A 12,140-nucleotide genomic window follows, 5' to 3' on the forward strand; every position below is an offset into this window, starting at 1 on the left:
ACAGTGCGAAGACGGCACGGACGCCGCATTTGAACCCGACGCTACCGGCATTGAACGGGTGAGCGTCCTTCCTGCCAAGGTGAGCAGGCTTCCATCTGCGCGAACCTGTCAGGCGTGACAGAGCCAGAGCGCCTTCGCGAGCGCGGATGGCCACCAAACGCCGCGCCTTGCCGTCGGTTGCAGGGTGGGAGCCGGAGCCGTCGGTCAAGAATACGAGCCCTGCGAATGTTTGCGAGCGGCAGGTTTGGGCGATCAGCGCTCCTGCTCCCAGCGTCTCGTCGTCAGGGTGCGGGGCCAGCACGAGCCAGCGTCGCGTGCGCCAGCGACGCGCAGCAAGCGGCTCGGCAGGCGCGCTAGTCCTCACCACCAGGCATCTCCCTTGCCCCAGACGTCCTTCTCCAGCCATGCTTGCGCGGCCCGGTCGCGCGCATGATCGGGACCTGCCTGTCTCAAGTAGAGCGAAAGATCGCGGATGATCTTGTCGATGCGCTGGCCGTCCATCGCGCTTCGCGTGCCGACTATGCGCGCGGCCAGCTCCATCACATCCAATCCGGCGCGTTCGACCACGCCGCGGGTCATAAGCGCGAAGGCAGGTGAGTCATCCTCCTCGTGCGCGGTGCGCAGGGCGCACTCGCGCACCCACATATACGCCGTCCGGCAGGCTTCTACGCATTGTGCGAACTTGGTGCGCTGGAGCGGATCTTGGCTGGCGCCCTGCTGCATCGCCTCGCGCACTTCGCTCACCAGCGCCTCGATCCCGCCAAGCTGCACGGCGGTGAAGCGCCATGCCCCGGCAGTGAAACGCGGCTCTCGGTCATAGTCGCCGGGCGCCCCCAGTAAAGCGGCGGTTTCGACAGTCATCCCTGTCAGGTCATAGCGCCCGCTGCAGGTCGCTCGCATGCCCCTTGCGCGCCACTCGGAAAGGTCGGCGCGCTTTGTCTCGTCAGCGGCCACGATCACCAGTTGTCGCTCGCCATTGGGCGGCTTTGCCGTCACCAGGGCCCACTCGATCCCTCCTGCGCCGCTGGCGAAGGACTTCGCACCCATCAACTGGCGTGGCCCGTCGTCTGCGTCCTTGATCGTCACCCCGGGCGCGGGTTCAGTGGCCCAGACGCTGTAGAACTGCCCGGCCTCGAGCGTTTGCGCCAATCTATCGGCCTGCTGTGGAGAACCGTACCACTCGATGAGACTGAGCGCATTGACATGCCCTTCGAAAAGACGTCCGATGCTGAGATCGGCCCGGCCCAGGATGCGCAGCACATCCATCAGCGCATGATGACGTTCGAGGGAGTCGGAAAATCGTGCCCCCCCGCTTTCCTGTCCGGCAAAGTCCCGGTGCAGTCCGGCTCGGGCGAGGCAGCGAATACTTTCGATAGGGAATACCGGCGCCGCATCGTAACGCGCACCAAGTTCCGCTAGGCGCGTACCAGCCGCCTGGGCGCGTGCAACGATCTGCGCTCTCGATATCAGTCGGTCCTGCCGCATCACGGCGTAGTCCCGGCCGCCACCGCCTGCGAAGCTTGCCCGGCAATCCATTCGGCGGCTTTTGCGGTTCCCTCATCGTCATGAAGGGCGCGGCGGGGCGCATCAGACATGGCAAATGCCGCCGCGATGACCGCCGCCCACTCATTGGGACGGGGCACGACCGGGCATACAATAGCCGCCCCGATCTCGCCGAGGCGCAGCGCAGTGGCTTCCTGCTCGCCATACGGGCGACGCTCCGGAATACAGACGAATGGCCTGTTCGCGGCCATTACCATTCCTACCAGCCCGTTGCCCGCTGCGCCTACGACTAGGCTGGCTTCGGCGATCTCGCGCTCGGGCATATCGACCCACTGCGCGAATTGGAGGTTGGATGGCAAGGCGCGTGGAAGACTGGCGGGCCCGATGACCCGCCACTGCCATTGCGGACAGGCCCTTGCCGCCTCGGCATAGAGGCGCCCGTCGCAAGGCTCTCCGCCCCGACCGGAGACAACCAGGATGCGTTTGTCGACCGGTGCGCGTCTGGAAGGCTGGGTGGTGATGCCACCAAAAAAGCACGTCTTTTCCTGTACCCAAGAAGGAACGCCCGCCCCATCGAGTGCTCGCGGATGAGGTGCCAGAATAGCCTCGGCGCCCCGAAACGCATCAAGATGCGCCGCATCTGTACGCTGGCCGTTCAGCCGGACGTAGATCATCGGCACCGAGGCGAGGCGTGCAAGCATGGCCACTTCGACCGACACGTCTACGACTATCAAGGCAGGTCGCCGTTCCGCAATCCAGCTGGCGATGCTCGCGGTGCGCTGGCGGATGCCTTCGTGATCGAGGGGGGCGTAGTGTAAAGCAGTCGGGCGTGCACCCGCACCGTCGCGTCCATCGAAGCGGCCATTTGCCGAATGTAGAGCCCGGTCGTCCGCCAGGTCGATGCCGCGCGAACCTATGCCGGTACCCATCAGGACGACTGGCCAAGGACAAGCGTCAGCGATCGCCTGCGCCCGAACGAGATGTCCCGCGCCGTGGTGATGGACGTAGTATCCAATCGGCCTTTGCGTCATGCCGAGATATCCAGCATCATGTCGTGGGACATGGGCGGCAGCAGCGGCTCTTCCCGCGCGATCCGCACAGTGCCACCGGACAGCGCGCGCAAGTTGCGACGCCACTTCGCCCGTTGCCGCCATTGGTCATAGGAGGGCACGAGGCGCGCACTACCCTCGGCTGCCTCCACCGAAAGTGCGCGCATTGCCTGGGCCATACCCCCGCTTGCCCGGCCGTCGCAGCGCGGCGACACGAACGTGAAAACATCCTCCGGATGAGCCAGCTTACCGCCGCAGGCCAGTGCCGCGCGCACTAAAGCTACATCCTCTCCGGTTGCTATCGGCGGCACCCCGCCGCATGCGCGGTAGAGCTCAGCGGTGATTGCCAGAGATGCGCCGGTATGGTCGCCGTGGCGCGGAGCAGGATCCCAGGGTAATGGGTCGATCTCATCCTCTATGTCGCGCACCGCCCGCCAATAGCGTTCCCAAGCGAAGCGGCGTGCCGCAACCTCGTTCGCTATCGGCTCGAGCGGGTCGATTTCTATACGCCCGCCAACGATGTCCGCGCCGCGCGCCGCGGCACTGGCAATGCATGCCAGCCAGTTCTTCGGCGGCCGTGTATCCGCATCGGTACTGACCAGCATGCCGTCGACACCGTTCCGCAGAAGCGATAAGCCGGTATCCATCGCCAGGCGCCGGGCCGATCCGGCATGGGCTTTCACCGATGGAAAAAGAACATCGACCAGATGGACTTCCAAGCTTCCGCCATGGTGTGAACAGGCACTGGCGATAACACTGCGACTGTCATCGTCGGTATTGTTGAGTGCTATCACGACCCTCACGGGAGCCTCCCAGACCTGGGCGGCGAGCGCGTCGAGCAAAATCGGCAGGCGCTTCGCTTCATTGCGCGCGGGCACGCATACGCACAGTTCAAGCACTAGCGTATTCTTTCGTCTCGCGCGAGATCGGCGGGCTGCCCCTCGCTGCGATGCGCCGGCGGTAGAGCGCCTCGTATTGCCCGACCATCCGCGAAGCATCGCACGCCAATTCCGCGCGTTGCCGACATGCCGCACGCTCGAGCACGAGGGCAGTAGTGCCTGCCGCCGCCAGCGACGCGGCATCATCGGGCCGAGCGAGGACGCCGCAGCTTGCATCCAGGATTTCGCTGATCGCACCGCGCGCGAACGCGGCAACCGGGACGCCGCAGGCCAGCGCCTCGGCCACGACCAGCCCATAGGGCTCGTCCCAGGTGGGCGTGCATAGGAACGCGCGCGCGCCGCCTACGAGCCGTGCCAGCGCCTCATGGTCGAGGTGCCCCATGTGCCGGGTCTTGTCATCGAGCTGGGACGCGATCCGGGTGTCGAAATAGGCTTGGTCGAGGACTGGTCCGGCAATTCGCAGCGGCAAGCCGATCCGCCGTGCCGCCTCGATGGCGAAATGCAGCCCTTTCTCGGGCACGATCCGGCCATACCAGACAAGATAGGCCTCCGCATCGGGCCGGGGGCGGAACGCGAAGCGAGCCAGATCGATGCCGTTCAGAATGACGTCGTCGACCTGGGCAACATGGTCCCACAGTCTGCCGACCGAGCGCGAGACCGCGACAAGCGCGTGGTTCTCTGCGGAACACAGCCGAAGGCCGCTCTCCAGCCAACAGAATGGCGGCGTGTGGAGTGTTGTAACCATCGGCATCGGCAAGGTGTCTGCCAGTGTTACCGGCAGGTAGTGCAGCGAGTTGTTATGGATGACGTCAAAATAGCGGTGGCGCAGATCATTCATCAATGAAAGGTAGGCATGATGCTCTCTGAAGAACGCCTCGTCCCGCGCCTCGGCGGTCCCGACGGTTCCAAGCGCCGTTTCCGGGCAAATCGCCTCGACCCCTATCCCGGGCTCGGAACGCGAGGAGGCGAATACGGTTACCATGTGCCCGCGTCCTCTCAGCATCCGGGCAAGCAGATGCGTGTGCATTTCCAGCCCTCCCGCGAAAGGTTCCGCAATCGGATACTTAAGGTGCGCGATGATGCCGATTCGCATGGGAGGATCAGGTATAGGCCTGTGCATCAATGCTTTCTCCCGTCTTGATGGCAATCGAGCCCGACCCACCGCCCAGATTGAAACATGTCAAAGCCGCTCGGTGAGCCGGGCGAAGGGTGTCTCTCACGGCCCATCACGAATTGGATTGGACTGAACTAGGACGTTTAAGTGAATGCCTCGTTCGGGCGCGTGTTAATGAACCAACGCTCCGCTCGCTTGTTGCCCGCATGTGGCCCCCGCTTAACATTGATTAATGCGAATGCGCGCGTTGCTTTCCGACCCCGCGCTATGAGCGACTTTTATCGTTTAGCCCGCCGTTTGCTTACCGGGCCCTTTCAACGGGACACCTGTCTTGACCGAGTTTGCCGAATGGGTCGCGCCGATCGCGACGATGATTGCCGCAATCATGACCGCATCGAACCTCGGGGCGCGCGTCACAGGGTGGGGTTTCGTCGTGTTCACGATGGGATCAATCGCGTGGACGTTGGTTGGAATGTCTTCTGGCCAGACAAATCTAATGGCCGCCAACTGTTTTCTGACCGTGGTGAACCTGATCGGAGCGCGGCGCTGGCTTGGCCGACAACAAGCTTACGAAGAAGGCGGACGATCGGCGCAACGCGCCAGTCGCCACTCTTCCGCACCTTCCCTCTTCCCTGCAAATGCCATACTTGGCATGTCGATCGAAGACTGCCACGGCAAGCGGATTGGCAAGGCGGTCGAAGCTATGCTGGAATGCCGGACCGGGACAGTTCGCCATGTCGTAATTGCCAGCGCGGCAGACATGGGATGGGACGAGCATCTGCGGGCGGTAGCGGCATCTGCAATAGTCTTCGGCGGTGACAAAGCCAGACTGCGCATTTCGGCGTCGGAGTTTGCGCAGATCGTCCCGCTCGATGGCGACGATTGGTCGGAAATCGGCTATCTGCGATGAGCCGGGAGAGGTGGATCAATTTTTTGATTAACATTTCGGTATGACTCTTTTGAGGACATCCCACGTGAGCATTGCTGAACGCCACGAGCAGGAAGCGGCCCAAATGACCGCGTGTACGGCCAATCTAAATTGGCCATTCGCCGAGGAATTGCTCAAGACTCATTGGCCCATGCTCTTGTCCCTGGCCTGATTCCTTTGCGCGGCCGCACGGAAGGTCGGCCGGCAACTTTGCCTGGGCGAACAGCGTTACCGGGGTAAAAGGAGAATGCAGCTATGGCAGGTGGCGGCGAATATGAACCCCGGGACTCCCGCAAGGTTACCGGCGAAGCGGGCGACCCCGCAAAGTCGTGGCGCAAGCAGGAAGATGCCCGCGCCGGCCGCGGCGAATACGAGCCTCGCGATCAGCGCAACGTCACGGGACAACCCGCAGACGAGGATGATCGCTGGCGCAAACAGGAAATCGACCCGCCCAAGGCGAACGGTGAACCGTCACAAGGGACGCGCAGCAAACCCTGAAGGGCGCGCGGGGTCAATTGGCGATGCGTGGCACATGGTTGCATCCGCTTCCTCGATATGTCCGCGCGGCGAAATGCGATTGACTTAGGTTAAGCCGCTCGCCCCCGCCGAAACTCAGTGCGGGCGCCGCTGTTGTCCCGTCAGGCCCTCCGCGCAAACACGGCGGGCATTTCCATGGCCTAGACACGACATCACGGGAGCACAGTAATGGCGAAGACGACAGGCAAGGACACCGGGGCGCAGTCTCAAGCTACCAACTTCGAGGCCACGGTCGGGGAAGGCGGCGAACTCCACCAGATTGCGCCTGAAAGCGACGAGGTGCTGACTACGCAGCACGGCGTGCCCCTAGCAGATGACCAGAACAGCCTGCGTTTGGGCGCGCGTGGCCCAACGCTGCTCGAGGATTTCCATCTTCGCGAGAAAATCTTCCATTTCGACCACGAGCGCATACCCGAGCGTGTGGTGCACGCCCGCGGGTTTGGCGCCCACGGCACGTTCACGCTGGATGAGAGCCTCGCTGAATATACTGTCGCCAAGATCCTGACGGATGTCGGGGAAAAAACGCCGATGTTCGTGCGCTTCTCCACGGTCGCGGGAAACAAGGGCTCATTCGATCTTGCCCGCGACGTGCGCGGGTTTGCCGCCAAGTTCTACACCAAGCAAGGCAACTGGGACATCGTGGGCAACAACATCCCGGTGTTCTTCATCCAGGACGCGATCAAGTTTCCCGACCTGATCCACGCTGCAAAGCAGGAGCCTGATCGCGGTTTCCCGCAAGCTCAAACCGCGCATGACAATTTCTGGGATTTCATCGGCCTGACGCCGGAATCCATGCACATGATCATGTGGGCCATGTCGGATCGCGCGATCCCGCGCTCGTTCCGTTTCATGGAAGGCTTCGGCGTTCATACGTTCCGCCTGATCGACGCCAAGGGCAAAGGCACTTTCGTCAAGTTCCACTTCAAGCCGAAAATGGGCCTGCAGTCGGTAATGTGGAACGAGGCGGTGAAGATCAACGGTGCCGATCCCGACTTCCACCGCCGCGACCTGTGGGACGCCATCACCATGGGCACGCCGCCCGAATGGGATCTTGGCGTCCAGCTGTTCGATGACGCCTTTGCCGACAGCTTCGAGTTCGATGTGCTTGATCCCACCAAGATCATCCCCGAGGAGCAGATACCCGTCCGTCGCATCGGCAGCTTTGTACTCGACCGCGTGGTCGACAACTTCTTCGCCGAGACCGAACAAGTCGCCTTCTGCACTCAGAACGTTGTCCCGGGCATCGGCTTCACCAACGATCCGTTGCTACAGGGCCGCAATTTCTCGTATCTCGATACCCAGCTGAAGCGCCTCGGCAGCACAAACTTCACGCACCTGCCGATCAACGCACCCAAGGTGCCCGTGCGCAATTTCCAGCAGGACGGCCACATGGCCATGCGCAATCCCACGGGCCGGGTGAACTACGAGCCGAATTCCTGGGGCGGCCCGCGCACGGATCCCAGCAATGGCTATCGCCATTTCGCCGCTGAAGAAACGGGTCGCAAGGCACAAGTCCGCTCAGCGACCTTTGCCGACCATTATAGCCAGGCGCGTCAGTTCTTCATCAGCCAGACCCCGATCGAGCAGAAGCACATCGGGGATGCGCTGGTGTTCGAGCTTTCCAAATGCGAACGCGTCGACATTCGCGAGCGCATCGTTTCGCATTTGCGCAACATCGACGAGACGCTTGCCACTGTTGTCGCGGACAGCCTTGGACTGGCAAAGCTCCCCAAGGCGTTCGAGGCTGCAGTGCCGACCCGTACCGATCTTGCGCCGTCCGAAGCACTCAGCATCATCAAGCGGGGGCCGGACAGTTTCGCGGGCCGCAAGCTCGGCGTCCTCGTCACCGATGGTGCATCGGCAACGATCGTCAAAGCCTTGGTGTCGGCGGTAGAAAAGCTGCCTGCCGTGTACGAAATCGTGACGCCCAAGGTCGCTGGTGCTACCCTGGATGATGGTACTCTGATCGAAGGGAAGCAGAAGGTTGATGGCGCGCCTTCCGTTCTTTACGACGCGGTGGCGCTGGTCGTCTCCGAAGAAGGTGCTGCCATGCTCGCGCAAGACAAGACGGCCAAGGACTTCGTTAACGACGCATTCGCGCACGGCAAGTTCATCGCCTATACCGCGGAAGCGTTGCCGTTTATGGAGCGGGCCGGGATCGCCCCTGAAGACCACGACGAGGGCCTTGTCGAGCTGGATAAGGCAACGGCTGCCAAGGCCTTCCTGGACAGCTGCGGAGCCTTGCGCTTGTGGGAGCGCGAACTGAAGGTCGATCTCGACGCGGCGGGCTTCTTGAAAGCGAACGGATGATGGCCGCGCTCGATCTGCAGATGCAGAAGGCGGGCCCTGACGCGCCGCCCTTGCCCTCTCCCGAACGCATCCAGGAATTGCTCTTCGAAGCAGCCCGTCTCGGTCGCGACGATGTCATTCCGGCGCTGCTGCAGGCCGGAGCCGATATCGAGGCATGCGACGCGCGGGGACACTCCCCGCTCGTCCTTGCCAGCTATCACGGGCACGAGAGCACGACTGCACTGCTCCTGCGCTCAGGTGCACTGCCCGACGGGCGCGACGATCCGACCGGCAGTGGCAGCGCGCTGATGGGCGTCGCCTTCAAGGGACATCTGTCGATTGCGCGGATGCTTCTTGAAGCGGGGGCGCACCCGCAGCATCGCAATGCGGCCGGACAAACGGCGCTGATGATGGCTGCCCTGTTCGACCGCCGTCACGTCGTGGCAATGCTACTGGATGCAGGTGCCGACACCGCTGCACGCGATAGCGCCGGCAACGACGCAGCGTCGGTAGCACGAACTCAGGGTAACGAGGAACTCGCAGCGTTGCTGCAGCCCACCGTTCAGAATGGAGACCCGACATGAGCGACCATGGAGCGGAAAAGCGGGGCCTAAATCCTGCCGCAAATCCCGAGCGCACCGGCCGTGAGGAGTTCGGCGAGGAACTTCGCAATCCCGGAATGAATGCCGAAGGCCGGACGGGCGCCGGAGCAGGAGCCATCCCGCCCAGCGAAGCCGAGGCGGATGCAGCGACGAGCCGAGCAGGCGAACAGGCCGGCACGCCACGTGACGCCATCCACCAGACCGAGGACGACGATTCCCACGTATCGGGAGGCCGCTGACCGGCAGGTGACGGCGCCGGAACGCAGGCGCCGTCACTCACAGTTCAGCCCCGCAGGCTGTCCGGCACGATGCCGCCGCTGCTGGCGAGCTTGTCCATGACAGCTCGGTGGAGGGCGATATTCTGCTCTGCCGTACCGTCATCTCCGGCGCGGACGCCCAGTTCGTGCGCAAGCTCCTTGCGCGCGGTCAAGCTCGAATCGAGGTCCAGCAGCTTGAGAAGATCTACGATGGAAGTGCGGTAATTGCCGCCGTGATCGGCCTTCATCGCGGCCATGGCCTCGAGCACCGCGCCAACATCAACCACAGGCTGGGGCGCAACCACTGGAGCCGTGGGTGCGGGGGCGGCTGCAGGTGATACGACCGCCGTCGGAGCAGGTGATGACCTATCCTTTGGCGCGTTTGCAACTGCGGCGTCATCAGACTTCTTGCCGGACCCGTGGCGGAAGATTTTATTCAGGATGTTTCCAAAGATGCTCATGCCACTCTCCTTGTCGATGGCAGGGACGATAACCCGATGGTGAGCCCTTCAAACGCGTCAGCGCGTCGATAGTTGGGGGGAACGTCTTTGCGCCGCAGATCGTTCAGCCTTCATTCCCCACTACTCAACGCGGAGCATAGATCGTGATCAAGCACAGCGCGCTCTTGGCAGCATCTCTCGCCGTCGTCAGCCTCACCGCCTGCAACAAGAAGGAAGCCGAACCTGCCGCCGACATGACCAGCGCGCCTGCCGCAGACGCCCTCGACGAAACCGGAGCAATGCAGGCGGAAAGCCCGAGCCAAGCCTTTGCTAACATGGCCGCAGCAGGCGACATGTTCGAGATCGAGACATCGAAACTGGCAGCCGAAAAGGCAGTATCCGCGAAGGTAAAGACCTTCGCCAAGCAAATGGTGAGTGCCCATACCGCTTCTACCGAGAAGCTGACCGCAGCCGCCGCGATGGCAACCCCACCGATTACCCCGACCCCCCGCCTGAGCGCCGGTCAAGAGGCCCAACTCGCTGACCTCAAGGCAAAGGCCGGCTCCGCTTTCGACGAGGCATATGCCAAGGCCCAAGTCGGTGCCCATCAGGCCACGCTAGACACGCTCAAGGGCTATGCCGCGGGCGGTGAGGAGGCCGCGCTCAAGAAATTCGCGACTGATCTCGTTCCTACCGTCACCGCGCACCTCAACATGGCCAAGGGGCTTTAACGCCCATTATCCCGTCCGCACTCCAGTCCTCGGTCTATAGGAGCGATCATAGCCGGTCGGCTTGCAATCGAGTGCCCTAGCACCCGACAACCAAAACCCCGTTCCGCGTGCAGGCTGCTCCCCGGCATCGCGCAAGCTGGAACCAAGGCCTGGTCGCGGCAAAGAAGGCAACCTCAGCGCGTGCAAGCTCGTCGGCCGCAAGGCGCTTGTCGCCGGCGGCGGACCAGGACGCCGCCGCGACCGCTGATACGCGTGAAACGCAGACGTGGGCATCGCCTTTCGATCGATTCCAGCACACAAGTGGGCTTCACGCCGTTCCGGCAGTTGGCACGAACGCAACGGATTTCGAGCAGAGCGCCGCGAAGGTTGAGAAGTACTTTGCGCACTCAAATACCTGTTGGCCAGGCATGAATTTCCCGGGATAGTCCAGTCATGACTAGCATCTCAGAGGCTTCTGCATCCGAAGCAGATGCCGAACCGGGGCTCGACGCGAATGAAGGGCGGGACGTCGAGGAAACGGCGCGCGGGAGTGCGGGTCCGCAAGGCTTAGCTCAAGCACGAACCCGAAGCTCTGACGCATGGCATGACCGACCTATACCGCTATGAACGCATGCTGCAGGACGAGCGACGCCTACTCGCCCCGGAAGTCGGTCGTCGCATGGAAACCGAGCCGCGCCCGCTGCGCTACGTCATCGAAGCTGGCGGTAATCAGTCGGCCGGCGCTTGATTTGAGTCGACTGAGCCCGGATCCGCCCCCGGCCGCTGTAACACCCCGATAGACGTCGATGCGACAGCCAAGGCGATCACGAACATGGCTAGTAGCGCGAGGGCAATTAATACTATCTTGCGCACGTTGCGCCCTGGGCTTGGGACGCGATCATTCATTGCATCGTTGGGATCGGCCACGCATCACTCCATCACACGTTGGCATCGAAGATGCCGGAACAAGACCAACCCTGATGGGCCGCCTGGGTTGCGTTCCTCATTGCCAGCAGCGCGCCGACCCTCTTTTGATCAGATACCCGCCAGCGTCTGATCGCCGACGTCCTGATGATGCTCAACGATGCTCGATGGTGACTTGCCCAACGAGCGTGCGTTCGGCTCATCCGATCCTGCCCGTCCTCGCAACTGTTGAAACTTTCCAGGTTGCCGGGCTCGCGGCGATGAAAGGCTTTGCGCCTAGCGAAGCTTCGCCGCTTGCAATGGCGGAACCAAGCGAAAGAAGGCTTTATCCCTTCGCAAAAACCAATCTAGTTCAGAGGTGAGTTCAGACAGCGCGCAGCTCATATGAAAAGAAAGCTGGATTTATGGCTTGGGGCTCGCAGGCGCGCGGCGAGGCATATTCCGTTAGATCGGCACTGAAATGCCCACCCCCTTTTCGGGGCTGGCAAAATCTGTTCCCTTGCGTCCACAAGCAAAGGACACGGATTATGTCAGTGGCAGTCTTCGACCGATTATGCCCAGACTACGCTGCTGCTCTGCCAGAACCGAACATATCGACAAATCGAGCTGAAGGCATGCACATTAAGTTCGGACTTCGTCAAAAAGTAGAAACCGTGCAGATCGTATCGCGGCCTCAATTGAAATCATCCCCCTCGAATCGGGCCTGAGGTCGTGTCAGAGATTGGCGAAGATTCGAGACCACTGCTCAGTCTCAAACAGGCGGCGCGCCTTCTCGGCATCCACCCCAACACGCTGCGATCCTATATCAGGCTCGGAATCATTCGCGGCGCCAAGCTTGGACGTACTTGGCGATTCCAAAAGGCCGACCTTGTTGCCGATGTGAGGGCG

At 62.3% G+C, this 12,140-nt stretch carries 14 protein-coding genes; 8 read left to right on the forward strand and 6 right to left on the reverse strand.

Annotated elements, in window-relative coordinates; genetic code table 11:
- The 5 genes from VMR39_RS29910 to VMR39_RS29930 all read right to left on the reverse strand — a co-directional run.
- On the reverse strand, positions 1-367 hold a 367-nt coding region (locus tag VMR39_RS29910; protein WP_325422120.1), incomplete at its 3' end, for a PIG-L deacetylase family protein.
- The gene (locus tag VMR39_RS29915; RefSeq protein ID WP_325422122.1) at positions 361-1,266 is read right to left on the reverse strand and encodes an acyl-CoA dehydrogenase family protein; all 906 of its coding nucleotides are present in this window, start codon (positions 1,264-1,266) and stop codon (positions 361-363) included. The genes VMR39_RS29910 and VMR39_RS29915, both read right to left, overlap by 7 nt.
- A 218-nt stretch (positions 1,267-1,484) precedes the next feature.
- A complete protein-coding gene (locus tag VMR39_RS29920) occupies positions 1,485-2,432 on the reverse strand; it encodes a glycosyltransferase (RefSeq protein WP_325422124.1) in 948 nt (315 codons plus the stop codon).
- Between the two features lie 98 nt (positions 2,433-2,530).
- Positions 2,531-3,451: a glycosyltransferase gene (locus VMR39_RS29925; RefSeq protein WP_325422126.1), complete on the reverse strand. Its 921-nt coding sequence runs from the start codon at positions 3,449-3,451 to the stop codon at positions 2,531-2,533.
- Entirely contained in the window at positions 3,444-4,544 is a 1,101-nt protein-coding gene (locus VMR39_RS29930) for a glycosyltransferase (RefSeq protein ID WP_325422128.1), read from the reverse strand. Before VMR39_RS29930 ends, VMR39_RS29925 begins: the two co-directional genes overlap by 8 nt.
- Positions 4,545-4,896: 352 nt before the next feature.
- On the opposite strand from VMR39_RS29930, the gene VMR39_RS29935 reads away from it, so the two are divergent.
- The 5 genes from VMR39_RS29935 (at position 4,897) to VMR39_RS29955 (ending at position 9,160) form a co-directional block, all read left to right on the forward strand.
- Positions 4,897-5,475, forward strand: a complete 579-nt coding sequence (locus VMR39_RS29935; RefSeq protein ID WP_325422130.1) for a PRC-barrel domain containing protein — start codon at positions 4,897-4,899, stop codon at positions 5,473-5,475.
- 273 nt (positions 5,476-5,748) lie between these two features.
- Complete coding sequence (locus VMR39_RS29940; RefSeq protein WP_325422133.1) at positions 5,749-5,991, forward strand: hypothetical protein; 243 nt, start codon at positions 5,749-5,751, stop codon at positions 5,989-5,991.
- A gap of 207 nt (positions 5,992-6,198) precedes the next feature.
- Positions 6,199-8,340, forward strand: coding sequence for a catalase (locus VMR39_RS29945; RefSeq protein WP_325422134.1), 2,142 nt, complete (start codon positions 6,199-6,201; stop codon positions 8,338-8,340).
- Positions 8,337-8,903, forward strand: coding sequence for an ankyrin repeat domain-containing protein (locus VMR39_RS29950; protein WP_414712620.1), 567 nt, complete (start codon positions 8,337-8,339; stop codon positions 8,901-8,903). The genes VMR39_RS29945 and VMR39_RS29950 overlap by 4 nt, the downstream gene beginning before the upstream one ends.
- Positions 8,900-9,160, forward strand: a complete 261-nt coding sequence (locus VMR39_RS29955) for a hypothetical protein (RefSeq protein WP_325422136.1) — start codon at positions 8,900-8,902, stop codon at positions 9,158-9,160. The genes VMR39_RS29950 and VMR39_RS29955 overlap by 4 nt, the downstream gene beginning before the upstream one ends.
- A 44-nt stretch (positions 9,161-9,204) precedes the next feature.
- Here the strand turns inward: VMR39_RS29955 and VMR39_RS29960 are convergent, their stop codons facing one another.
- Positions 9,205-9,639, reverse strand: a complete 435-nt coding sequence (locus VMR39_RS29960; protein WP_325422138.1) for a DUF3597 domain-containing protein — start codon at positions 9,637-9,639, stop codon at positions 9,205-9,207.
- Positions 9,640-9,782: 143 nt separating this feature from the next.
- Between VMR39_RS29960 and VMR39_RS29965 the strand changes: the two genes are divergently transcribed.
- The 3 genes from VMR39_RS29965 to VMR39_RS30615 form a co-directional block, all read left to right on the forward strand.
- Positions 9,783-10,349: a DUF4142 domain-containing protein gene (locus tag VMR39_RS29965; protein ID WP_325422140.1), complete on the forward strand. Its 567-nt coding sequence runs from the start codon at positions 9,783-9,785 to the stop codon at positions 10,347-10,349.
- A gap of 583 nt (positions 10,350-10,932) precedes the next feature.
- Positions 10,933-11,076: a hypothetical protein gene (locus VMR39_RS29970; protein ID WP_325422142.1), complete on the forward strand. Its 144-nt coding sequence runs from the start codon at positions 10,933-10,935 to the stop codon at positions 11,074-11,076.
- Positions 11,077-11,963: 887 nt separating this feature from the next.
- Positions 11,964-12,140: helix-turn-helix domain-containing protein (locus tag VMR39_RS30615; RefSeq protein ID WP_414712621.1), on the forward strand; the 177-nt coding region annotated here is incomplete at its 3' end.

Source organism: Sphingobium sp., assembly GCF_035511395.1.
GTDB lineage: Bacteria > Pseudomonadota > Alphaproteobacteria > Sphingomonadales > Sphingomonadaceae > Sphingobium.